Origin of the sequence: Methylomagnum ishizawai, assembly GCF_019670005.1 — a bacterium.
Taxonomy (GTDB): Bacteria; Pseudomonadota; Gammaproteobacteria; order Methylococcales; family Methylococcaceae; genus Methylomagnum; species Methylomagnum ishizawai.
In genome coordinates this window covers 58339-82768 of record NZ_AP019783.1, presented here as the reverse complement: position 1 = coordinate 82768, position 24430 = coordinate 58339, and the positions used below count along the sequence as shown (strand labels likewise).

General features: G+C 65.1%; 19 protein-coding genes. 12 read left to right on the top strand and 7 right to left on the bottom strand.

What is annotated here, in order from left to right:
- The first annotated feature begins 31 nt into the window (after positions 1 to 31).
- Positions 32 to 925, top strand: coding sequence for a sulfotransferase (locus K5658_RS00385; RefSeq protein WP_221065021.1), 894 nt, complete (start codon positions 32 to 34; stop codon positions 923 to 925).
- Positions 926 to 984: 59 nt separating this feature from the next.
- On the opposite strand, the gene epsL is transcribed toward K5658_RS00385, so the two are convergent.
- The gene (epsL, locus tag K5658_RS00380; RefSeq protein WP_221065020.1) at positions 985 to 2175 is read right to left on the bottom strand and encodes an XrtB/PEP-CTERM-associated polysaccharide biosynthesis outer membrane protein EpsL; all 1191 of its coding nucleotides are present in this window, start codon (positions 2173 to 2175) and stop codon (positions 985 to 987) included.
- Between the two features lie 345 nt (positions 2176 to 2520).
- Between epsL and K5658_RS00375 the strand changes: the two genes are divergently transcribed.
- The 4 genes from K5658_RS00375 to K5658_RS00360 all read left to right on the top strand — a co-directional run bounded on the left by K5658_RS00375 (position 2521) and on the right by K5658_RS00360 (position 9357).
- On the top strand, positions 2521 to 3087 hold the full coding sequence (locus K5658_RS00375; RefSeq protein ID WP_221065019.1) for a D-sedoheptulose 7-phosphate isomerase: 567 nt from the start codon (positions 2521 to 2523) through the stop codon (positions 3085 to 3087).
- Positions 3084 to 4580: a D-glycero-beta-D-manno-heptose-7-phosphate kinase gene (gene rfaE1, locus K5658_RS00370; protein ID WP_221065018.1), complete on the top strand. Its 1497-nt coding sequence runs from the start codon at positions 3084 to 3086 to the stop codon at positions 4578 to 4580. Before K5658_RS00375 ends, rfaE1 begins: the two co-directional genes overlap by 4 nt.
- Positions 4581 to 4586: 6 nt before the next feature.
- A complete protein-coding gene (locus tag K5658_RS00365) occupies positions 4587 to 5780 on the top strand; it encodes a glycosyltransferase family 9 protein (RefSeq protein WP_221065017.1) in 1194 nt (397 codons plus the stop codon).
- Between the two features lie 526 nt (positions 5781 to 6306).
- Positions 6307 to 9357: a putative Ig domain-containing protein gene (locus K5658_RS00360; protein ID WP_221065016.1), complete on the top strand. Its 3051-nt coding sequence runs from the start codon at positions 6307 to 6309 to the stop codon at positions 9355 to 9357.
- Between the two features lie 244 nt (positions 9358 to 9601).
- Here K5658_RS00360 and K5658_RS00355 read toward each other — a convergent pair whose 3' ends face one another.
- The 3 genes from K5658_RS00355 to K5658_RS00345 form a co-directional block, all read right to left on the bottom strand.
- Positions 9602 to 9898, bottom strand: coding sequence for a hypothetical protein (locus tag K5658_RS00355; protein ID WP_221065015.1), 297 nt, complete (start codon positions 9896 to 9898; stop codon positions 9602 to 9604).
- A gap of 377 nt (positions 9899 to 10275) precedes the next feature.
- A complete protein-coding gene (locus K5658_RS00350) occupies positions 10276 to 11256 on the bottom strand; it encodes a malate dehydrogenase (protein WP_221065014.1) in 981 nt (326 codons plus the stop codon).
- 72 nt (positions 11257 to 11328) lie between these two features.
- Positions 11329 to 11535 carry a heavy-metal-associated domain-containing protein gene (locus K5658_RS00345; RefSeq protein ID WP_221065013.1) on the bottom strand — a complete coding sequence of 69 codons (207 nt, stop codon included), beginning with the start codon at positions 11533 to 11535 and terminating at the stop codon, positions 11329 to 11331.
- 144 nt (positions 11536 to 11679) lie between these two features.
- On the opposite strand from K5658_RS00345, the gene K5658_RS00340 reads away from it, so the two are divergent.
- From K5658_RS00340 to K5658_RS00315, 6 genes are all read left to right on the top strand, one after another.
- Positions 11680 to 12300, top strand: a complete 621-nt coding sequence (locus K5658_RS00340; protein WP_246628532.1) for an alpha-ketoglutarate-dependent dioxygenase AlkB family protein — start codon at positions 11680 to 11682, stop codon at positions 12298 to 12300.
- A 3-nt stretch (positions 12301 to 12303) separates the two neighbouring features.
- Complete coding sequence (locus K5658_RS00335; RefSeq protein WP_221065012.1) at positions 12304 to 12486, top strand: hypothetical protein; 183 nt, start codon at positions 12304 to 12306, stop codon at positions 12484 to 12486.
- Between the two features lie 43 nt (positions 12487 to 12529).
- Positions 12530 to 15283 carry a sensor histidine kinase gene (locus tag K5658_RS00330; protein ID WP_221065011.1) on the top strand — a complete coding sequence of 918 codons (2754 nt, stop codon included), beginning with the start codon at positions 12530 to 12532 and terminating at the stop codon, positions 15281 to 15283.
- 9 nt (positions 15284 to 15292) lie between these two features.
- Positions 15293 to 15988, top strand: a complete 696-nt coding sequence (locus K5658_RS00325) for a response regulator (RefSeq protein ID WP_221065010.1) — start codon at positions 15293 to 15295, stop codon at positions 15986 to 15988.
- Positions 15989 to 16007: 19 nt separating this feature from the next.
- A complete protein-coding gene (locus K5658_RS00320) occupies positions 16008 to 16784 on the top strand; it encodes a hypothetical protein (protein WP_221065009.1) in 777 nt (258 codons plus the stop codon).
- A gap of 88 nt (positions 16785 to 16872) precedes the next feature.
- Entirely contained in the window at positions 16873 to 17115 is a 243-nt protein-coding gene (locus tag K5658_RS00315) for a YdgH/BhsA/McbA family protein (protein ID WP_221065008.1), read from the top strand.
- A gap of 122 nt (positions 17116 to 17237) precedes the next feature.
- On the opposite strand, the gene K5658_RS00310 is transcribed toward K5658_RS00315, so the two are convergent.
- The 3 genes from K5658_RS00310 to K5658_RS00300 form a co-directional block, all read right to left on the bottom strand.
- On the bottom strand, positions 17238 to 17780 hold the full coding sequence (locus K5658_RS00310) for an LEA/WHy family protein (protein ID WP_221065007.1): 543 nt from the start codon (positions 17778 to 17780) through the stop codon (positions 17238 to 17240).
- Positions 17781 to 17883: 103 nt separating this feature from the next.
- Positions 17884 to 18978: a sterol desaturase family protein gene (locus tag K5658_RS00305; protein ID WP_221066870.1), complete on the bottom strand. Its 1095-nt coding sequence runs from the start codon at positions 18976 to 18978 to the stop codon at positions 17884 to 17886.
- A gap of 299 nt (positions 18979 to 19277) precedes the next feature.
- Complete coding sequence (locus K5658_RS00300; protein ID WP_221065006.1) at positions 19278 to 20738, bottom strand: DegQ family serine endoprotease; 1461 nt, start codon at positions 20736 to 20738, stop codon at positions 19278 to 19280.
- 221 nt (positions 20739 to 20959) lie between these two features.
- On the opposite strand from K5658_RS00300, the gene K5658_RS00295 reads away from it, so the two are divergent.
- Positions 20960 to 24430, top strand: coding sequence for a DUF748 domain-containing protein (locus tag K5658_RS00295; protein ID WP_221065005.1), 3471 nt, complete (start codon positions 20960 to 20962; stop codon positions 24428 to 24430).

The window sequence follows — 24430 nt, the reverse complement described above, 5'->3', positions numbered from 1 at the left end:
AATGGCATTTAACCATAGACATGGAGATTATATGAGGATTGTATACATCGCCGGACCTTTGCGAGGGGGGTCAACTGTTTTGGAGCGCGTATTGAATTCCGCTCCAACGGTGGTGGCACTTGGCGAATTCGATCATCTTTGGCGTATACCGGCGCAAGAGATTAAATGCTCCTGTTGTGCGGGTGTTGGATTATATCGCTGTGAATACTGGTCGGAAATCCTTAAACATGCCCGGATTGGCGAAAAAGAGCTTCGTTATTTGTGGACTTTGGAGCATAAGCTTGTTCGCAGCCATTTTTTGCTGAAGATGGGGTTCTCGCTGGAAAATATCGACCAGCATCATGAAGTCAAGGATTTCCTGGCAATGCAATTTTCGATGTTTGATAGTATTGCCACGCTGACCGGGGCGAAAGTACTGGTGGATAGCTCTAAAAGCGGGCCTAGGGCTTGGCTGCTAGCGACCAGGAAGCCAGTTACGATTTTGCATTTGCATCGTAGCGCGGTCGATGTGATGTCTTCTTGGAGCCACTCAAAAATAGACCCGATATGGAGCACGGTCATGTTCAGGCGAGGGGTTATGAGGGTCGCAACGGATTGGGCTAAAGTCGAGCAGTTAATACGGTTGTTAGGTAAACAGCGCCCGGTGTTGCGTTTGGATTATCGTGATTTCGTGGCTTCGCCGCGAGCGGCTATCCAGCGCACGTTCATAGGATCTTTAAATGAGATAGTAGATACCATCCAATGGCACGATGGACGCACCATTTTACCAGGGGATAGTTATCACTCGATCAATGGGAATTCGGATCGATTCGCCAAGGGTCGAATCGTTGTCGAGCCACGGCGTGTCGCCATTAATCATCTCAAGTTCACGGAGCGCTTGGCGATTGCTACCTTGGGAGGATGCCTAAATAAAATATACCGATAATTCGGGAGGAATATTCCTAGGTCGTATCGGTTTTGAAAAAACTTATCAAGGAGTATTCCCTAAAACTTCAGGCTGAGGCTGGCGAAAACCATATTATCCTGGAAGCTTTGATTGGGATAGTTGGAAGTGCGTTGGGCGGCTTGATAAGTGAGGCTGGCTTCGGCGTTGCGGATGAATTGATAACTCGCCACCAGTTGCTCGGACCAGAAATTATCCTCGCGGGTTTTGCCGCCGAAAACGGTGCTGGGATTGCCTTGATAGGACCATGATTCCCAGGTCAGGCGAGCATGTAGCGAGATTTTCTCGGTGGCCGACCAACCCGGTGCGAAGCTCACACCGTCCACCACGATATAACTGGCGGTCAAATCCTGGAAACTGCGGAGTTGCCGGTAGGTGGTGAGTTCGAGTTGGGTCAGATGGGTGGGGGTCCAGAGGTAATCCAAGCGCCAGGTCGCCCCTTGGAAATCGCGTTGGGGAAAATCCGGCTGGGTACGGCGCAACCAGCCGATATTGCCCTGTAACTGGGATTTTCCACTGGGCTTCCAAAGGCTATCTAGGACGACTTCGTCGTCGGTATAGCTGTTGTCGATCAAGGTGAGAGCATCGACTTGCCGATGGGGCTGGAAGCCATCGCTATGCCGATAGCGCAAACCCAGATAGCTATCTTTGAAAACCGAGGATTGATAATAAATCCCACCGCTTCCGGTATTGGCGACGAGATCGAGGAATTGGCGTTGCTCGGCGCTGTGCTGGCTGTCCAGCCATAGGTATTGGCCATTGATGCGCCAGCTAGGGTTGAACCAATAATTGATATCGAACAGCGCGGTATAGTTCGAGATCATGTCCTTGCCGAAGAAGCCGGTATTGGTGAAACCACCGATGGCCCGTTGGTAGCCATAGCTCATCAAACCGTCCCAGTCGTTACCAAGTTGCCATTTCCATTTGCCGTTGGCGAAACCATTGACATTGTCCAGATAACCATGATTGGCGTAACTCTGATAACCCAGATTGCCATCGAAAATCAGGCTTTGCCGCTTCCAGGGGTACTCGATTTTAAGTCCTGCCGCGACCCGGTTGATGATATCCCAGCGCTTGCCCGTGTTGGCCGTCACGATGGGATTGGCGTTATCGGTCAGGCGGAACAGGTTATCGTCGTAGCTGAGGGTTTCTGTGAAATTCGGCTGGAAAATATCGGTGGGATCGGCGGCTCCCCAGGCCGGGCCGCCAGAAGATAGGGCGCATACCAGCATGATATACCGGGCCTGGGTGGCTATTCCAAGGCGGTTTATTCCGCCGGAAAATCCCTGGCTGTGGTTGATGCATCCTTGCGATGCCTTGGCTTTCCATCCCAAAGCTTACCCCCTTTTGACAGCCTAGCTAATCTACGGCTGGGTCGGGTGGCTGGGGTATCCGTAGCGATACCTATATGGTAGAACCCGGTTTTTCCTAGGATGATAGTCGCCTATCGATCCACGACGACGGGGTTCCACCCGGCCAATCCGGCCATGCGGGCGGAACCCGGCACCTTGGGCCGGGGAATGGCCCGGTCGTCGCCGGACCGCCCTTCCAAGCAGCGGCCTAGCGCCAGGGACCCCATGCACTGCAAATCCATCTTCGACCAAGCGCTCGCGGAACACCGGGCCATCCTCGACCGGCTGCCCGAGGGCTATCCCGCCATCGAACGGCTGGCCCGGCTCATGCGCGAGAGCATCGCCCGCGGCGGCAAACTGCTGTGGATGGGCAACGGCGGCAGCGCCGCCGATAGCCAGCACCTCGCTTCCGAGATCGTCGGGCGCTTCCGTCGCGAACGGCGCGGACTCGCCGCCATCGCGCTGACCACGGATTCTTCCGTGCTGACCGCGGTGGGCAACGACTTCGGCTTCGAGCGCGTGTTCGCCCGCCAGGTCGAGGCGCTGGGCCAGCCCGGCGATGTGCTGATCGGCATCTCGACCTCGGGCAATAGCGCCAATGTCGCCGCCGCCCTCCACGCCGGGCGCTGCATGGACCTGACCACGGTCGGGCTGCTGGGCTCGGGCGGCGGGCGGATCGCCGGGCTCTGCGACCACGCCCTGATCGTGCCCAGCGACGACACGGCCCGGGTCCAGGAAGCCCATATCCTCATCGGCCACATCCTTTGCGAATTACTGGAAGCCATCCCATGAACCCACAACGACGTTTGCTCGAAGCCGTGCGCGGTGGATTCCGCGCCGCCGGCACCTTGGATATCCCGCGCATCCTGGTGGTCGGCGATTTGATGCTGGACCGCTATCTCTGGGGCGAGGTCGAACGGATTTCCCCGGAGGCGCCGGTGCCAGTAGTGCGTTTGCGGCGCAGGACCGAGCGCTTCGGCGGCGCCGCCAATGTCGCCGCGAACCTCGCCGGGTTGGGAGCCGAAGCCTGGGTCGCGGGCTATCTGGGCGGGGACGAGGCCGGGCTGCGGCTGACGGAGATGTTGGCGGACACCGGCATCCATGGCGGCGGCCTGGTGCGTTCGGACTCGCGCCCCACCACCACCAAGACCCGCGTCATCGGCGGCCGCCAGCACATGCTGCGGCTGGACCAGGAAGCGACCGGACCCTATCCCGACGCGGAGCGCGGGCGCTTGCTCGGTGCCGTGCTTGACCTGCTGGAACACACGCCCATCGCCGTCCTGGTGCTGTCGGACTACGCCAAGGGGGCGCTGGACCCTGGGCTATGCCAAAGCCTGATCGGCGCGGCGCGGGCCAAGGGCATCTTTGTGCTGGTCGATCCCAAGGGGCTGGATTACCGCAAATACCACGGGGCCAACGCCATCACCCCCAACCTGCGCGAAGCCGCCCAGGCCGTGGGCGAACCGGTCCAGGACGTGGCGGCGGTGCTGGAGCGGGCCGGGCAATTGCGCCGCGAGCTGGGCCTGGATTTCATCGCCGTGACCCTGGGCGAGCAAGGCATCAGCCTGATCGGGGCGGAAGCCGCCCGGCACCTGCCCGCCCAGGCCCGCGAGGTGTTCGATGTGTCGGGCGCGGGCGATACCGTCATCGCCAGCCTGGCGGCGGGCATCGCCGCCGGTTTGAGTCCCTGGGACGCCTGCCGCCTCGCCAACCACGCCGCCGCCACTGTGGTCGCCAAGGTCGGCACCCTGCCGGTGGAGCGCGATGAATTGCTCCGCGCCATCGAACAGGCCGACGCCGACACCCAGGCCGACAAGGTCCGCGCCCTCCCGGACCTGTTGCGGCAGGTGGAACACTGGCGCTCGCAAGGGGAAACCCTGGTGTTCACCAATGGCTGTTTCGACCTGCTGCACGCCGGCCATGTGGGTTATCTGGAAGCCGCCAGGCGTTTGGGGCACCGGCTGGTCGTGGGGCTGAACACCGACCGTTCGGTGGCCGCGCTCAAGGGGCCGGACCGTCCGGTGATCCACGAGGCCGACCGGGCGCGGGTATTGGCGGCGCTGGCGGCGGTCGATGCCGTGGTGTTGTTCGACGAGGACACGCCGCTGGCCTTGATCCAGGCCTTGCGCCCCGATGTGCTGGCCAAGGGCGACGACTACGCCGAGGCGGAGGTGGTCGGGGCCGCCGAGGTCAAGGCCGCCGGGGGCCGGGTCGAATTGATCCCGGTGCTGGCGGGCCGCGCCACGTCCCGGATCATCGCCCGCTTGGTCGGCCAGGCCGCCTAGCCCGCCATGATCGATGCCGACACCCTCCGCCGCGTCCCCGGTCCAGGCCGCTATCTGTTCCGCAATCCCGTCCTGCGCGGCGTCATCGGCGGCCTCGACGCGGTTTTGGAAACCTTCCACCGGCCCTCGCCCGGACCCCTGGCGATCCGTCCCGGCAAAATCCTGGTCTGCAACCAGGCCCATATCGGCGACGCCATCCTCGCCACCAGCGTCCTGCCGGTGCTCAGGGCGGCGTTCCCGGAGGCCCGGATCGGCTTCCTGGTCCATCCCGGTTCCGCCGGGGTCCTGGCCGATCATCCCGATATCGCTTGGGCGCACTGTTTCTCCCATTGGCGGCTCGACCGCCAGGAATCCGCGCTGTGGCGCAAATTGGCGCGGGATGGCCGGTCCCGTTTCGCTGCGGTCCGGGATATCCGCGCCGTCGGCTACGATCTGGCGCTGGACCTTTATCCTTATTTCCCCAATAGCATCCCGCTGCTGTTCGCCGCCGGGATTCCGTTGCGGCTGGGCTGGACCAGCGGCGGTTGCGGCGGGCTGTTGACCCACGCGCTGGATTGGTCTTCCGGCCCGGACCATGTGGTGGATCATCACCGGCGCTTATTGGGCCAAATCGCCGCCTGCCGCGAGCATTTGCCCTTGGCGCGGCCCCGGCTCCATGCTTCGGAGACCCTCCGGCGGCAATGGCGGGCGCTGGCGGAGGCGCGGGGGATTCCGGCGGGGTTTGTCGCCTTCCATGTCGGCGCGGGCGGCGTCCATCGCCACTGGCCGGGCGGACACTGGCGGGAACTGGCCGCGCTGTGCCTGGAGCATGGCCTGTCCCTGGCGCTGCTGGGCCACGGTCCGCGCGAGCAGGCGGTTTGCCGGGAGGTCGCCGGGCTGTCCGGCGCGATCCACGATCTTTCCGGCCAATTGGGCTGGCGGCTCATGACCGAGGCCATCGGCCAGGCGCGGCTGTTGGTGGGCTTGGAATCGGCCTCCGGCCATATCGCCGCCGCCCGCGCCGTGCCTTCGGTGTCGATCTATTCCGGCACGGCCCAAACCTCGACCTGGCGGCCCTATCATCCGGCGGCCAAGACCCTGGTCCATCCCGTGCCTTGCTCGCCCTGCCATCTCAGCGGCGGCTGCCCCGGCATGGAATGCGTCCAAGGCACCACCCCCGCGGCCGTGTTCGCCGAAATCGTCCGCATCCTGGCCGCGTAGCCTACCCGTGGTGGGTATCCGACCATCGTTGCGGTATTCCCGCAAAGATTGTCGGTAAATTTCGTGGTCCACCCCGTTCCGGGCCTGGCACTGTCTCGCCCACCTCCCCACCCTGGAATCCACGCCCAGCCCCCCGCCACCTGCGGATCGGGCCGATCCGCCCCGCGCCGGGACGGGTCCATCCGGGGCTGGCCCGATAATCGCTATCGCCCCTGTCGGCGGTGTGCCTACCCCCACCTTGGCCCATGCATCCATGGGCCTAGCCCGGCCACACCGCCACCTTCCCGATTCTTCGCGCAGACTCCCAGGGTGAAAAATTAGAAATATGTGATGCATTTCTAATTCATTCTCCCGATTTATCTCCATAATAAAGTTACAAGACTAATATTTTAGTCTTTAATTTGATTCAATTAAATCATAAAGTCATGCAATAGTGACGGCGAGGCCGGTCCTCCCCGCACGGCGCGGGCCGGGGCGTGGACTGGGCGGCATCCGTCCGATTGGGGCTTTCAAATGGGAGATATCAATGAAGGAAAATCTGCTGCAAGCCGCCGTCGGCGCGGTCCTGGCGCTAGGCCCGGTGGCGGGTTCCGCCACCGCGTTCGGACCCTTGGCCAATTTCGATGTCATCAACGACACCGGCCAGACCGCCCATGGCTTCGAGATCGAGATCGAGGATTTGCATCCCAACGAGATCACCTCGATCTTCGGCGTCGCGCCGCGCTGGACCGGCATGAACCGCTACGGCGACCCGGCCATCGTCGAAATCCAGAAGCCCACGGCGGCCAAGGGCTATGCCACCCGCATCACCTTCCAGTCCAAATACAGCGGCGGCTGGGCCGTGGGCACGCCGTCCGGCACCCTGCCGGTCAAGCCCAGCGATAGTTGCTGGCCCTTGGGCGCGTCCGGCCAATACGGGCCGAACTATCCCTGCGACCATTTCGGCATCTCCACCTCGGTCGCCACCGGCCCGGTGAAATACAGTTGGCTGGTCGAATCCACCCCCGGTTCCGCATCCCTGGCGCCGGTCGATGTCGCGGTGCCGACCCCGGTCTGGACCGTGGTCCCGCAGCCGCCGGTGGTGATCCAACCGCCGCCCCCGGCCCCCAACCTGCCGCCGCCCCCGCCCATCGTGCAGCCGCAGCCGCCCAAGGTGAACGTGGTCATCGCCGCGCCCCGGCCCAATTATTACGAGTTCGGCGAGCCGCGCTGGGTCAAGGTCACGGCGACCGGCACGCTCCAGGATATCGGCATCGAGAACCTCATGGCCGAGGACCGGGTCATCAAGCAGGCCAAGACCCAGGTCCAGGTCGAGTGGCAGTTGTTGCAGGTCGATATCGGCAGCCCCGGCTCCGGCCAGATCGACCTGACCGGGGTGGCGCTCGATGCGGGCGCGACCGGCGTGGTCTACCGCTTCGAGTTCTACGCCTATACCGGCGCCCGCGACCCCGAGACCAACCAAGCCCTGCCCAAGACCTCCGACACCCCGAAACAGCCCGATCCCGCCGACCTCGGCAAATTCCTGGTGGCCCAGAACGCCGGGCTCAATTTCGACGGCCAGATTCCCCCGGCCCCGCCGATCCCGGTCGCGCCGACCCTGAACGCCACCATCGCCGGGGCGGTGGTGAATTCGCCGTATTCCCAGGTCATCGGCGCGACGCCCGGCGTTCCCGGCGATCCCCTGAGCTTCGCCGTGACCGGCCTGCCCCAGGGGCTGAGCCTCGTCGGCGACACCATCAGCGGCACGCCCACCGTGGTCGGCGATTTCCCCTTGAACATCACCGTCACCGACACCGTCAACCAGCTTTCGACCGCCGGCGCGACCTCGCTGAACGTGGCGGACGCGCCCATCGTGTTCGGCCTGAGCCTGTCGCAGGGCACGGTCGGCGCGGCCTATGCCGAAACCCTGGCCGCGGGCGGCGGCTATGGCGGCATCACCTACCTGGTGTTCAACAACAGCCTGCCGCCGGGCCTGTCCCTGTCCGGCAACCAGATCACCGGCACCCCGACCGCGGCGGGCAGCTACGACGTGACCTTGCTCGCCAAGGACAGCCTGGGCTTCATCGCCAACGCCAGCCAGACCGTCACCATCGTCGCCGCGGCGGTGCCGCCGCCGCCGGTGGCCTGCGCCGACAGCAACCTGGTCATCACCAACGTCGGCCCGGCCTCGGTGGACGTGGGCGGCGGGGTCGCCAACGGCGGGCAGAGCATCCTGTATCCGGCGGGCCAGGGCGCGGCCCAATACAAGGTCGGCGACCTCCTGAGCTTCTCCGGTACGCTGGACGGCCAGGGCTTCTGCGCGGCGGACACGCTGTCCTCGCTACCGGGCCTGAGCCTGCCCGCCCTGAGCTTCCTGCCCGCCATGGCCGGCAGCGCCTACACCACGGCCTCCATCGCCCCGGTCGGCGGCATCGCCCCGGTCACGGTGTTCGTGAGCGGATTGCCGCAAGGGCTGGGCTTCGATGGCTCGGTCATCTCCGGCACGCCGACCACGCCGGGCACCTATACGCTCACCATCACCGCCGCCGACGCCATCCACGAGCAGGTGGTCGCCACCCCGCGATTGGTGGTCGATGCCGCCGCCTGCTCGGCCACCAACGCGGTCATCACCAATATGGCGAACCGCGGCGCGTGGTTCGAGGTGAACGGCGGCATGAACGGCGGCGGCCAGACCGTGACCTATCCGGCCCAGAACGCCACGGTCGTCAATCCGCCCCTGACCCCGCTCACGGCCTGGACCCTCGGCAACCTGGTGAGCTTCCAGGGCACGCTGGACGGCATCGGCATGTGCCATCCCACCACCGCCACGCTCTCGCAGGGTTTGACCTTCGCCGTCCCGGTGCTGGCCAACGCGGCGGTGGGCAGCGCCTATGCGTCGGCCCCGCTCGCGCCGACCGGCGGCGTCCCGCCTTATAGCGTGGCGGTCGGCGGCTTGCCGCCTTCGCTGGGCGTGCAGGGTTCGGCCATCGTCGGCACGCCGGCGCTGGGCCAGCAGGGCACCTATCCCTTGACCATCACGGTCGGCGACGCCACCGGGCGGGTCCGCGCCGTCAGCGCCAGCCTGACGGTGGATCCGGCCCCGGCCCTGGTGTTGGGCGCGTCCAACCTTCCGGCGACGGGCACGGTGGGCTTGGCCTACACGGGGGCGGCGACCGCCGGCGGCGGCGTCGGCACCCTGGCCTGGACGGCCACCGGCCTCCCCACGGGCGTGAACATCGCGGCGGACGGCACCCTCTCCGGCACGCCGACCGCGGCGGGCACCTTCCAGCCGGTGCTGACCGTGACCGACGCCCTGGGCCAGACCGCCAGCCTGGGCGCGACCGTCACCATCGCGCCCGCCACCCAGCCTTCCTGCGCCCTCCCCAAGGGGGCCAAGCCAACCCAGGGCAAGAAGAAAGTGACCGCGGTCGGGACGGGCTACTACTACGCGGGGACGGTCAAGGTGGCCTATGGCGATTGCACCCGGCTCGAACTCAATGGCGGGGCCAAGGCGATCAAGGTCGGGGATGTCGCGGAATGGGAGGGGTATGTACGGGCGGACGGTAGCGTGTTCGCCCAAATCCTGACCATCAACTGAGCGGATGGGTCGACGCGGGCCGGCCTTTTGTGACCGATTTCAAAGACACCGGCCCGCCTGGACGGTAAAGTTCATCCCGTCCTGGTCGTTGGCTTCAGCGGCCAGGATGGGATCACCAATTTTCCTGTGGCTTGACACGCCGCCATTCCCTGGGGAGTGGCGGCGTTTTTTATTGCCCAGGCATCCGCCGGACACGGAAAAGCCGACCCTGGGGTCGGCTTTTCCAGTCCTGGCGATTGTCCGGTCAGCGGCAGGCGTAGGCCTTGGCCCTGGCTTCGCCATTGAAGGCACCCACCGGCCTGATGTCGCTCCACACGATATGGGTCGCGCCGATGGCCCCGGCCCGCTTCTCGGCGTCGGCCTTGGCGATGGGTTGCCAGCCGAAGTGCTTGCCGTAGCCCGAACTGCCCGCGACGGTGCTGAGGTATTGGCAACCCCGGACCTGGGCTTCGGACACTTCGTCCGGTCTGGCCAGGGCGGTGCCCGCCGTGGCGGCTAAAACGGCGATGGCCAGGGCGGCGCGGGAAAGGCTGGACGACATGGCGGCTTCCTCCTAAGAATTTCGACCTGTTCTTGTAAGTGTTATACCGTATTGGTGCGATATTGCACCAAATTGGGTTATAGCCTACACGGTTTCGTCTCGATATGGAATATTCGGTCGGCGGAATTTTCGCAAGGACAGGCGAACGGTCGCCACCAAAGCGCAGGGCTTGGCTTAAACGACTGATTCGAGATTATTTTTCGCCTTAATGTCAGGCCGGGAAGCCTGGGCTAGGCGTCTGCGCCAATCTGGCTGATGGGCAGGGATGCACCGGGATGGGGAGGACGTTTGCACCGAAATGGTGTGTTGGTGGGATGGGCGGGGACGTGGGGCGCGGTCTGAAGACCGCTCCCACAGGCGGGGATGGGACGGAAGGTTTAATCGAGCAGGTGCCGCACCATGTCCCGCTCGATCATGAGTTCGGTTTCGGTGGCTTTGATGCGCTCCTGGGTGAAGGCGTCGATCTCCAAGCCCTGGACGATGGCGTAATCCCCGTCCCGGACCCGCACCGGGAACGAACACATCACTCCCGGTTCGATGCCGTAGCTGCCGTCGCTGTGGACCGCCATGCTGGTCCAGTCGTCCGGCGGGGTGCCCAGGACCCAATCCCGCATATGGCCGATGGCGGCGTTGGCGGCGGAGGCGGCGCTGGATTTGCCGCGGGCCTGGATGACCTCCGCGCCGCGCTTCTGCACGGTGGGGATGAAATCGTTCTCGTACCAAGCGCGTTCGACCAGGTCCAGCGCCGGCTTGCCATCGACCAGGGCGTGGCAGAGGTCGGGATGCTGGGTGGTGGAGTGGTTGCCCCAGACGACGACCCGCCGGATATCGCGGGCGGTGCGGCCGCATTTCTGCGCCAATTGGCTCACCGCCCGGTTGTGGTCCAGCCGGGTCATGGCGGTGAATTGGCGCGGGGAAATGCCGGGGGCGTTGCGGAGGGCGATGAGGGCGTTGGTGTTGGCGGGATTGCCCACCACCAGCACCTTGACCGAGCGTTTCGCCGCCGCGTCGATGGCCTTGCCCTGCACCGAGAAGATATCGGCGTTCACCTGCAACAAATCCTGCCGCTCCATGCCGGGGCCGCGCGGCCTCGCGCCCACCAGGAAGGCCAGGTCGGCATCCTTGAACGCCACTTCCGGGTCGCTGGAAATGATCACGTCCTCCAGCAAGGGCGAGGCGTAGTCGACCAGTTCCATGTTCACCCCGCGCACGATGCCAAGGGCTTCGGGGATTTCCAACAGCCGCAGCACGATGGGCTGGTCATCGCCCAGGAGGTCGCCCGCGACCAGCCGGGACAGCAATACATAGCTGATTTGTCCGGCCGCTCCCGTGACGGTGATTTGCACAGGCGTTTTCATCTTGATTACCTTATGGCGGTGGGGGAAGATTCGGCGCGGTGGAGCAACGGGGTTGTTCCGCCGGTGGGGGGGTCAGGCGACGGCGAAACCCTTGCCCTGGATGGCCTGCTTGATGGTTTCGGGGTCGGTTTGCGCTTCGTCGTAATCGACTTCCACCGTGTTGGCCTTGAACGAGGGCGTGACCGCGGCGACCCCGGCCAGGGCCGATACCGCCGTCTTGACCGTACTCTCGCATCCGCCGCATTTCATGCCGGTTACCTGTAGGACTATCGTTGCCATGGCATTCACCCTCTTCGCGATATTGGCTGGTTGCAATCGGCCCCAGGGCCGGGTCCGCCGGGAACTTGGCCCTTGTGGGGGTCGCCGGATTATAAGTCGCATCCAAGCGCCGGGCCAAACCCCGGCACCCCGCCGCGCCGGCCCGTGGGCGCGCCCGGCTTGAGCGCGGCGGACGGCTTCGGCCCCAATCTCGCCCGCCAGGATGGCGAGCTTTATTACCTCGAACATTTCATCCCCGTGGCGGAGGCCGACCACTGGCTGGAGACCCTCCTGGCCGGATTGGCGTGGCGGACGGAGACCATCGCCGTCGCGGGCCGCGCCGTGCCGGTGCCGCGCCTCGTGTGCTGGTATGGCGATGCGGAAGCCCATTACCGCTATGCCGGCGTGGATCATGCCCCCGAACCCTGGACTCCCGGACTCGCGCTGCTCAGGCGGCGGGTCGAGGACTATTGCGCCCGGCGCTTCAACAGCGTGCTGGGCAACCTTTACCGCGATGGCGGGGACGCCATGGGCTGGCACGCCGACCGGGAACCGGAATTGGGACCCTGGCCTTTCATCGCTTCCCTGAGCTTCGGGGCCGAACGCCGCTTCGACCTGCGCCACAACCGGAGCCGCGAAATACTGAATTTACCCTTGGCCCATGGCGGCTTGCTCCTGATGGGTGGGATGTTGCAGCATCATTGGCGGCACCGCGTGCCGCGGTTGCCGGGCGTGCGCGCCCCGCGCATCAACCTCACTTTCCGGGCCATCCTGCCCCCGCCCTGAGCCATGGCCGATATCCTCCCCTTCCGCAAACCCAAGGCCGCCAAGAAACCCGATACCACCCTCTGCCGTAGCGGCTTCCATAAATGGAAGGTGGACAAGGACAAGGTGTTCGACGTGAAGCAGGGCAGGCTGGTCACGGCCTACCGCTGCGAGCGTTGCGGGGCGCTCAAGACCGAAGCCCGCTAACCTGGGCGTCCCGCCCGCCATCCACCCTGTGAGAACCTTCCTCATGAGTTCCGAACGCCCCGATCCCGATGCCTTGCTCGCCAAGGTCGAACGCGACGAAGCCAAGGCCCGCCGCGGCCGGCTGAAGATTTTCTTCGGGGCCGCCGCCGGGGTGGGGAAGACCTACGCCATGTTGCTGGCCGCCCGCGAACGCCGCGCCGAGGGTATCAACGTCCTGGCCGGTTTGGTGGAGACCCATGGCCGCAAGGAAACCGCCGCCCTCTTGAAAGGGCTGGCGGTGTTGCCGCACAAGGCCATCGAATACCGCGGCACCACCTTGCGCGAATTCGACCTCGACGCCGCCCTCAAGCGCAAACCGGCCTTGATCCTGGTCGATGAATTGGCCCACAGCAACGCCCCCGGCTCGCGCCATCCCAAGCGCTGGCAGGATATCGAGGAATTGCTGGACGCCGGGATCGATGTCTACACCACGCTGAACGTCCAGCACCTGGAAAGCCTCAACGACGACGTGGGCCAGATCGCCGGCATCCGGGTGTGGGAAACCGTGCCCGACACCGTGTTCGAGGCGGCGGACGAGGTGGAACTGGTGGATTTGCCGCCCGGCGAATTGCTGGAGCGGCTCAAGGAAGGCAAGGTCTACCTGCGCGAACAGGCCCAGCGCGCCACCGAGAATTTCTTCCGCAAGGGCAACCTGATGGCGCTTAGGGAACTGGCCCTGCGCCAGACCGCCAGCCGGGTCGATGCCCAGATGCGCGATTACCGCGAGGACCACGCCATCCGCGAGGTGTGGCAGGTCGGGGAGTTGATCCTGGTCTGCGTCGGCCATACGCCCCTGGCCGAGCGGCTGGTGCGGGCCGGCAAGCGTTTCGCCACCAGCCTCCGGGCCAACTGGATCGTGGCCTATGTCGAAACCCCGGAATTGCAACGCCTGCCCGCCGAGCGCCGCGATTTGGTGCTGCGGGTGTTGCGGATGGCCGAGCAGCTCGGCGCGGAGACCGTCACCCTCAGCGCTCCCGAGATGAGTACCGCCATCCTCAAATTCGCCAGGGAGCGCAATGTCACCAAGATCGTGATGGGCAAGCCCACCCGGCGCGGCTGGCGGCGCTGGCTGTTGGGTTCGGTGGTCGATATCATCATCGCCGAGGCCCATAACATCAACCTCTACCTGCTCGGCAGCCCCCGCCCCGGCAGCGGGCCGCAAGGCGACGAGGTCGAGGAGGAGCCGGTCCTGTTCCGCAAGCCGCCGCCGCCGGGGATGAACGACCCGGTCAACCGCCGCCGCCACACCAGCTACGCCGGCTATGGCTGGAGCGTGGCCGTCACCGCGCTCTGCACCGGGATCGCCGCCCTGATGCGCGGCGGTTTCGACCTCGCCAACCTGGTGATGATCTATCTGGTCGGGGTGATCGTGATCGCCACCCGCTACGGGCGCGGCCCCTCGGTGCTGGCCTCGGTGCTGAGCGTGCTGTCGGTGGATTTCCTGTTCGTGACGCCGTACTACAGCTTCAAGGTGTCGGACAGCCAATACCTCATCACCTTGCTCGCCATGCTGGTGGTGGCGGTGGTGACCAGCCATCTGATGTCCCATGTGCGCTATCAGGCCAAGGTGGCGGGGCACCGCGAGCGGCGGGCGACGGCCTTGTTCGCCATCAGCAAGGAACTGTCGGCCAGCCGTTCCGAGGAGGAGATCGTCGGCTGCGCGGTGCGCCATATTCATGGCGAATTCGGCGGCAAGAACATCATCCTGTTCGCCGACGAGGAAGGCCGCATCGTCTATCCCGAGGGCCGCAAGCAGGAGGAATCGCTGGAAGGCTGCGATTTGAGCGTGGCGCAGTGGGTCTACGACCACAACGAACTGGCCGGGCTGGGCACCAATACCCTGGCCGGGGCCAACGCCATCTATTTCCCGCTGGCGGCGGGCGACAAGGTGCTGGGGGTGTTGGTGGTGCAACCGGCCAACCTGCGGCGGGTGTTCCTGCCCGAGCAACGCAAGCTGTTGGAAACCTTCACCGGCCAGATCGTCCAAGCCATCGAGCGGGTGCGCCTGGCCGAGCAGGCCCGCGCCGCCGCCGTGCAGATGGAGGCCGAGAGCCTCAGGAACTCCCTGCTCAGTTCGATTTCCCACGACCTCAGGACGCCGCTCGCCACCATCGTCGGTTCGGCCAGCGCCCTGATCGAGAACGGCTCCGGCCTCAAGCCGGAGGACCGCCGCGAACTCAGCCGCACCATCCACGACGAAGCCCTGCGCATGTCGCGCCTGATCGATAACATCCTCGACATGGCGCGGCTGGACGCGGGCGCGGCCCGGCTCAACCGCCAATGGCACATGCTGGAGGAAATCATCGGCACCGTGTTGAACCGCCTGGGCAAGCGCTTGGAAGGCCGCGAGGTCGAGGTCAAGCTGCCGCCGCATATGCCCTTGGTGCATGTGGACGCGGTGATGATCGAGCAGGTCCTGACCAACCTCCTGGAAAACGTGGCGCGGTATACTCCGCCCGACAGCCCCATCGAAATCTCCGCCGAGAAATCGGACTTCACCCTCACGGTCGAAGTGGCCGACCGGGGACCGGGCATCCCACGCGGGCAGGAGGAACAATTGTTCGAGAAGTTCTATCAGGTGGACCGGGAAAGGGCGCAGAGCGGGGTGGGTCTGGGGTTGGCCATTTGCCGGGCCATCGTCGAATCCCATGGCGGCTATATCCGCGCCCGCAACCGGCCCCGCGGCGGGGCGGTGTTCTCCTTCACCCTGATGCAGGACCAAACCCCGCCGCCGCCCCTGCCCGAGGAGGAAACCTAGGCCACCGCCATGAGCAAAGCCAACCCCGCCATCGTCCTCATCGAGGACGACCCGCCGATCCGTAGGTTCCTGCGGACCGGCCTGTCCAGCCATGGTTTCCAGGTGTTCGAGGCGGACACCGGGAAACAAGGCTTGGTCGAGGCCGGGGTGCGCAAGCCCGATCTGGTCATCCTGGATTTGGGCCTGCCGGATATGGAGGGCATCGAGGTGGTGCGGGCCTTGCGGGGATGGAGTCCGCTGCCGATCATCGTGCTATCGGCCCGCAGCGCCGAGCAGGACAAGATCGACGCCCTGGACGCCGGGGCCGACGATTACCTGACCAAGCCGTTCGGGCTGGGGGAGTTGCTGGCCCGCATCCGGGTGGCGCTGCGCCATTTGAACACCGGGGCGGGCTATGCCAAGGACGGGGTGTTCACCACCGGCAAGCTCAAGGTCGATCTGGGCAAGCGCCTGGTCTACCGCGACGGCGAGGAAGTCCATCTCACCCCGATCCAATACCGCTTGCTCGGGGTCTTGGTCAAACACGCGGGCAAGGTCTTGACCCACCATCAAATCCTCAAGGAAGTCTGGGGTCCGAACGCCCTGGACAACGCCCATTACCTCCGCATCTACATGAGCCAACTCCGCCAGAAACTGGAGGCCGATCCGGCCAAGCCCGAATATTTCCTCACCGAATCGGGCGTGGGCTATCGGCTGAAAGTGTGAATCCCACCGGGTATTGCCTATGAATGCGCCATTCCAGGCCGGGACCGCGTTATTGCTGGCGGCGTTGGCCATGATGCCCCCAGGTGCCGCCGCCGAGGCCGGCCCGGTCCTGGCCCTGCCGCCCGCCGACCGCGCGGCGATAGAACACGCCCTGGGCCGGGGCGTCCTTGGCAAGCCGGTGCCCGCGCCGGTGATCGCCGATCCCGCCCATTACCTCGCCTTCGCGCCGGGGGTGTGGACCTATCAAATCCGCACGGGCGCGAAAGGCCATTCCACCGAACCTTACCGCTGGAGCCACGATGGGCGCGGAGAACAAGGCCCGCGCTGGCGCTACGACGCCGGCGGCGAGGAAACCGGCTTCGTCGAGTCCCGCGCCGATGGCGTGTACCTGACCGGGGTGCGGGAAATCCGCGACGCGGCCACGACCCGCTACGCCCCGCCCGAACCCCTGCTGCTCAAGGGTTTGGCCCCCGGACAAGAACGGCGGCAGCGCATGAAGGTCCGCGTCTACGAGGACGACGGCCCGGAGCCGGCACACGAGGGGGAACTGGATGTGGTCTACCGCTATCTGGGCGCGTACCGGCTGACGGTGCCCTTGGGCAGCTTCGACGCGGTGGTGATCAAATCGAGCTTCGCGGGCCGGGTCGGTCCCGCCGAACTCGACGATGTGCAATACCGTTTCTTCGCGCCGGGTGTCGGCCCCGTGGCCTTGATGGAAAAACGCGAGGTCTCGGCCTTCGTCCTCTACAACCTGCATCTGGATGTGGGCAAGGTCTTGGTGTCCAGGCCGAAATAGCCGCGCCTTGCCAAAGCCCCGCGCCGCCGTCTACCCTGCCCCTGGCCGCAGACAACGACAACCGACCCACACCCACAAAGGGGGATCCATGCACAAACTGATTTCGACCGGCGCTATCGCCGTCCTGTTGGGCGGCTGCGCCCTTCTGGGCAAGCACTATCCGCCGCCGCCGCCCGGCCTGACCGCCGAGGAAGCCGCCGACCGCCTAGAGGAATCCAAGCGCGAATACGACACCTGCATCCAGAACCGCGAGCCGGGCCGTCCCACCTGCGACCGGTTGGAAGACCTGTACGAACGCGACAAGGCCAACTACGAGGCGCTGTCGCATTGAGACCCTGGAGAGGCGGGGTTTGCGGGTTTCCAAACCCCGCTGGGGAACCCATTCCCGGCAAGCCCCGCTTGGCGCAAGGCCGGGAGCGGGGCTTGGAAATGGGCGTCGGAACACGCCGGTGCCTAGCGCAGCAATAATTTCCCCAAACCGCCCAAACCCTCCGCGCCCTTCAGCAGCGTGGCCTTGTCCACCGAACCCTGGAAATTGAAGGGCACCTTCCCCAAGGCGCCCAGCCAGTTCAGCAGGTTCAAATGGCCGCTGACATCGTATTGCACCCCGCCCTTGGATTGGACCTGCATGATTTGCTGTAGCACGCCCAGGGTGTTGGCCTTCACCTCCACATCCATGGTCGAAGCGCCCCGCTTGGCCAGGGTCAGCGGGCCGCGACTGATGCCGGTCGCCACCGGCTGGCCGTTCAGGGCCAGGTTCACATCGGCCCCGTCCAGGTTGACGCTCAGGTCGTTGGGGTTTTCCACCTTGAGTTTCACCAGGAAGCTCGGCTCGGTCAGGCTGATGTCCTTGAGCGCCAGCCCGGCCAACGAGACCTTGGGTTCCTTGAGCGTATTGAGTTGCTGGGTCAATCCCCCCAACCCCCCGCAGCCGGACAGCGCGAAGCCCAGGACGGAAGTGGCAAAAAAGGCGGCGGATTTGCGGGCGGTGGTCATAGGGGATATTCCGTGGAAAAGGTGTAGGAGGGCGCTAGTTTAGTGGCTGGCCGGGACGGGATGCCATGCCCGGCCAGCTTTCCGGCCCCGCGTGCTTGGGAGATCAGCGGTGGGCCAAGCGCCGCAGGATTTCCCGCTCGGCCTCCACCCAATCGCGGAACTCGTCGCCGGGCGCGAAGCCGCGCTTCTCGGCCCGGAAGTAGGCGGCTTCCGCGATCATGGCCCGCAAGGCCGCGGAATTCGGCAGCTTGGGCGCATGGGCGGGACTCAGGCCGAATTTCACCACATCGAGCAGGCTCCCGTTCAGCGGCTGGGGCTTGGCGAGCGGGAGCCGCCGCGGTGTGGTTCGCCAGGTGAAGCCGAATTTCAGCAATTGCCAAGCGTTCTGCCCGCCGACGCCGCGCAGGCCGATCGCGGTGGGCCGGGTGTCGGCCAGGGTGCCGAACCAGGCATCCCACAGCGAGAATACGAAGCCATAGTTATGGTCGTGTTCCTCGCGCCGGGTCGAATGATGCACCCGGTGCAGAGCGGGCACGATGGCGATATGCGCGAGCCAGCGCTCGCCCCGGAACGCCAGATTGCTGTGATGGAACATCACGAACACGGTGATGATGGCCTCGTTCGCCAGCACCAGGGCGGCATCCACGCCCGCCACCACGATGAACAGCGCCTTCACCAGGGTCGTCAGCAGCACTTCCACGATATGCAGGCGGAAAGCCGTGGTGACGTTCATGGCCGGGTCGCTGTGGTGGACTTTGTGGAACAGCCACAGCCAGTCGAACGTATGGTTGGCGCGGTGCCAGCCATACAAGGTCAGGTCCAACAACAGGAACGACAGCGCCGCCTTCCACCAGGAGTCGCGCAAGCCGCTCAACAAGCCCCAGCCCGCGTAATGCTCGGCGACCAGCCACAGCGAGGACACCGACAGCAGCGACAGCAAGGTATCGTTGAGGAAGAAGGTGCCGAGATTGGCGAGGTACGACTGCCGGTAGACCTGGGGCCGCCGCTCGGCGCGGGAAGACGGGGCTTCGAGGGCCAGCAGCGCGGCGAAGAATCCCAGCACCGCCAATGTTTGGTAATCCGCCGCGGTGAGTTCGGGCAGGGCGATATCCGGTAGATCGAAGCTCGGCAGCTCGAACTCGGGCAGTTTCAACTCCGGGAGATGGAGTTTCAGGCTCGAAGTGAATTTGCTGAACATATTGATCCTCCTGGGAGGTTCGTGGGAATCCGTGCCCGGCCTTGGGTGCCAGGCATGGAGTCTGCAATCATAGGGCTCGGGTTGACAATCACCAACAAGAATTGCTGATTGTTTCGATAATCCGCCGATATGGGCGTTGAGGGAATCGATTTCGAGGCGCGGCGGGAGGAAAGATTGCACGCTGGGATGAAATTCATCCGCTCGCGGGAGGAAAGAGGGCAGGGGTGGCCCGGACCGATCCGGTCGCTAGGGTCCACATAGGAATGACGCGGGCCGTCCCTGGCCCGCGCCTTAACCATTCAGCCCAAATCCAGCGGCACGAACAGGGTCGCCTCGCCGCGCTGGATCAATAGGGCCAGATGCTTGCCCGCCTTGGCGGCGAGTTCGCGCAATTGCCCGGCGTCGTTGATGGGCTGGCCGTTCACCGCCAGCACCACATCGCCCGGCGCGATGCCGGCCTTGGCGGCGGGGCCGGCCACCCGTTCCACCACCAAGCCGCCCTTGATATCGGCCTGCCGATGTTCCTCCGGACTCAAGGGCCGCACCGCCAGCCCCAAGCGGCCCTTGGCCTCGGCAGGTTCGGCGCTGGCCTGGGCGGGTTCTTGCAATTCGCCGACCTTGAGCGCCACTTCTTCGTGTTGGCCATCGCGCCAGAGGGTCAGCTTGGCCTCCGAACCCGGCTTGAGATCGGCCACCAAGGGCGGCAATTCCCTGGAATCGTGGATCGGCTGGTCGTTCAGGGCGACGATGATATCGCCGGCCTTGACCCCCGCCCGCGCCGCCGGGCCGTCCTCCGGCACCATATCGACCAGGGCGCCTTCCGGCCTGGACAGGCCGAAGGAATCGGCCAGGGCTTGGTTCATATCCTGCACCCCCACGCCCAGGCGGCCCCGGCTGACCTTGCCATGGTCGAGCAATTGCTGTTCGACCTTGAGCGCGACATCGATGGGGATGGCGAACGACAAGCCCTGATAACCCCCGGTGCGGCTATAAATCTGCGAGTTGATGCCGATCACCTCGCCCTGGGTGTTGAGCAGGGGCCCGCCGGAATTGCCGGGATTCACCGCCACGTCGGTCTGGATGAAAGGCACATAGCCTTCCTCCGGCAAGGAACGCGACTTGGCCGAGACGATCCCGGCGGTGACGCTGTTCTCGAAGCCGAAGGGCGAACCTATCGCCAGCACCCAATCGCCGACCCCGGTCCGGGCCGGACTGCCCAGTTTCACCGTGGGCAGATCCTGGGCTTCGATCTTCAGCACCGCCGTGTCGGTGGGTTTGTCGATGCCGACGACCTTGGCGGCGAATTCGCGTTTGTCCACCAGTTTCACCGTGACTTCCGACGCGCCCTCCACCACATGGGCATTGGTCAGGATCACGCCATCGGGCCGCACGATGAAGCCCGAACCCATGCCATGCATCGGCGTTTCGGCCTGGGGTGGCTGGAAGCGGCGGAAGAATTGCGAGAACGGGTCGTTGGGGTCGAGTTGCGGGATGTCGCGGGCGCTGACCTTGGTGGTGCCGCTGACGCTGATGTTCACCACCGCCGGGCTGTTCTGGCGGACGATGCTGCCGAAGTCGGGCAGGGTCACGGTCGGGGCGGCGGCGGGGGCCGGGACCGGCGCGGCGGCGGCCTGGGCGGGCGGGGCTGCGGGCACCGGGGCGGGCCGCGGGCTATCGCCGCCGAAACGGGCGTAGCCCGCCACCAGGACACCGGCGATGGCGGCGGCGATCAAACTATGGCGTAGGGTTTGGGTAGGCATATTCACCTCCGTTCGATGGATTGGGGCGCGATACGATTCGCGATGGGAACACGATAAGGCCGGAGGTCTTAAAACTGACTTAAAAGCAAGCCCGGCCATACGGTCGGAGTCCAGGGCTGGTTTTGCAATGTGGGTATGCAAAGCAAACTTTGGACTCCGGCTGCGTTGGGGGAGACTGGCGGTAAAATCGATGCTTCCTACCCAACCTGCCGGAGCGGCCCGTGTTCAAGCCGACCACGAAACAGCGCAAATTCATGCTTTGGAGCCTAGGACTGCTGGTGCCGCTGGGCGTGTATGCGCTGGCCGGGGTTTACCTGATGCCCTGGCTGGTCCGCGCCCAGGTCTTGCCCCGGCTGTCCGCCCGTCTGGGGGCCGGACTCAGCGCCCAAGCCGTCGCTTTCGATCCTTTCGCCTTGCGGCTGGTGCTGAAGGGCTTCGCGCTCAAGGATAAAACGGGCCTGGCCTTGATCGAACTGGGCCGCTTGGAGGCCGATCTGGCGGGCGTGGGTTCCTTGGGCCAACGCGCCGCCACGCTCGAATTGAAGCTGGACGCGCTCTCGGTCCATCTCCAGCGTGGAGCCGATGGCAAGTTCAACCTGCTGGCCCTGGTGCCGCCGCGTACCGACCCGCCCGGTTCCGGCGGAGGGTTCCCGTTCCTGCTGACCCGGTTCACCTTGGCACAAGGCCAGATCGAATACCGCGATATTTCCGGTCCCGCGCCCTTCGCCGTCAGCCTGGGCAATATCCGCCTCGACCTGGAAAACCTGGGTTCCGCCAGCCAGAATCCGGCCCGTTTCGAGTTCTCCGCCACGACTTCCCAGCGGGAAACCCTGAGCGTCGATGGCACCTTGGCGCTGGCACCGTTCGGCGCGGCAGGCAAGCTGGAAGCGCGGGATTTGGATTTGGCGGTTTGGGCGGGCGGGCTGGCCCCGGCCCTGCCGTGGCGGCTGACCTCGGGCAAGCTGGGTTTCCAGGCCGAGTTCAGCGTCGCCGCCGGGGATAAACCGAGCCTCGACCTCAACGCCGGGGAGGTCGTCGGCGCCAACCTCGCGGCCACCGCGAACGGCGCGAGTGGGGAAGCCGTCAAGCTCGGCGGCGTGAAGCTCGCGGGACTGCGCTACGCCGGGGCGGCGCAGCGCCTGGACCTCGATACGATCCAGGTCGAAAACGCCGATTCGACCTGGGCCAAGCTCGCCCATCTGGACGCCGGGAAACTGGCCTTCACCCTGGCCGACCGCAAGCTGACACTGGAATCGGCCCGGCTCGCCACCGCCAGCACCCCGCAAGGCATCCAACTCGGCCAACTCACCCTGGGCAAGCTGGCCTACGCCCTGCCGCAACAAACCCTGAGCCTGGATACCGTGGCGCTCCAAAACCTCGACACGCCCTGGGCCAGACTCGGCCAGTTCAACGCCGGGGGCTTGGCCTACGCCGGGGCCGAACAAAGCCTCAAGCTGAAATCCGCCGCCCTGAACGAAGCCATCGCCGACCAGGAATCGGCCAGCGACCAATGGCGGGCGGCGGGCCAGGATTCGGAGCGGAAAGCGGCGTCCAACGCGGTCGAGGGCAAGCCCAATCCCGTCGCCGATGGCCAAGCCGCCGCGCCCAAGCGCGAGATCCCGCTCCGTGCCCGCATCGGTGCCTTGAAAATCGGCGATGTGGCGGTATCGCTCAAACGCCGGGTGGTGGATATCGGCACGCTCGACACCGACCAGGGCGAAATCGGCCTGCGTCGTACCGCCACGGGCGAATTGAAGGTGCCGGGACTCCCGGACACCCCGGCACCCGTCCCGTCTTCCGGGGGCCGGGCCGGGTCGTCCCGGTCACCGGAGCCCTGGACCGTCCGGGTCGATGAATTCCGGCTCACCGGCTACAGCCTCGGCTTCCGCGACGAAACCCCCACCACCCCGGTCCGCATCCGCCTCGATCCGGCCAGTTTGCGTATGGACGGCTTTTCCACCGAGCCCGGCAAGCAATTCCAGTTCCTGTTGAATACCGGCCTGGGCGAACAAGGCAAGATCGAAGTGGACGGCCAGGCCCGGCTGTTCCCCTTGCAATCGGAAATGCGCTTCGGCGTGGACAAGCTGTGGCTGCGTTCGGTACAGCCCTATTGGGAGAAATTCGTCGGCTTCAATCTGGCGCGGGGCCGTTTGAACCTGTGGGGCGATTTGGTGGTGCGCCAGGAGCAAGACATCGCGGTGGATTATTCCGGGGCGTTCGATATCGTCGATTTCACCGCCGTGGACCGGCGCGAAAACCAGGATCTGCTGCGCTGGCATTCGCTCAAGTTCGATGGCGTGGTGGTCGGCACCGCCCAGCGCCGCGCCAGTATCCGCAGCATCACCGCCGACCAATCCTATTCCAAGGTGTTCATCGGCCCGGATGGCGTTTTGAACCTGACCCGCGACCTGATCGCCCCGCCCGCGGAAACGCCAGCCCAAGCCGCGCCGCCGCCCAGGCAAGCCGCTGCCCCTGCCGCACCCTGGTCCTATGTCATCGGCTCGGTGCGGGTGGTCGATGCCCATATGGATTTCAGCGACCTGACCTTGAATCCCAGTTTCGCCACCCAAATCCGCGACCTCAACGGCAATATCCGCGGCCTGTCCTCGCAGGAGAACGCCAAGGCCGAATGGCTGCTGGAAGGCCATATCAACCAGAGTTCCCCGGCCAAGCTCTACGGTCAGCTACAACCCGCCCATTTCAAGAACAACACCGATGTGACCCTGGAATTCCGTGGCGTGAATCTCACCACGCTCTCGCCCTATTCCGGCAAGTTCGCCGGCTACCGCATCGAGAAGGGCAAACTGGACATGGACCTACGCTATAAGCTCAAGGCGTCTAGGTTGGAGGTCTCCAACCGGATGGTGCTGGATCAACTCGTCCTGGGCGAGCGGGTCGAAAGTCCGACCGCGACCAGCCTGCCGGTGGATATGGCGGTGGCTTTGCTCAAGGACTCGGAGGGGAAGATCGATATCGACCTGCCCATCAGCGGCGATCTGAACAATCCGCAGTTCAGCCTGGGCAACCTGTACTCGACCGCCGTGCGGCAGATGCTGACCAAGCTGGTGGGTTCGCCCTTCAGCCTGCTGGGCAACCTGGTCGGCGGCGGCGACGAGAAGCTGAGTACCGTGCGGTTCCGGGCCGGGGATGCCGAGTTGTCGGCGGATGAAAAGGGCGAACTCGACAAGGTCGCGGCGGCGCTCAAGGAACGGCCCGCGCTCAAGCTCAACATCAAGGGCAGCGCCGATCCGGTGCAGGACCGCATGGCCCTGGCCGAGGCCGCGCTGTTGAAGCAATTACGCAGCGACCGGGCGGCGGAATTGCGGGCCTTGGGCCAGCGGGTGGCGCAGGCCGATGGATTGGACTTGTCGGACGAGGATTACCGGCGCTTGTTCAGCCGCTATTACCGGCAACGGCAAGCGCCCGTGCCCGCCGTGGTGGCACCGCCCAGCGGCAAGGAGCCCAGCTTGGAAGGCGCGACCTTCAACGCGGCCAAGCGGCGGGTGTTGGAACAATGGAATGTCAGCGAACTGGAATTGCGGCTGTTGGCCCAGGCCCGTGCCGAGGCCATCCGCGGTTATCTGGTGAACCAGGCGGGGCTGGTGGATCGGCGCATTTATCTCCTGGATGTGCGTTTGAATCCGCCGGAGGAGAGGGAGATCAAGGCTTGGTTGAGTGTGAGTGGGGCTTGA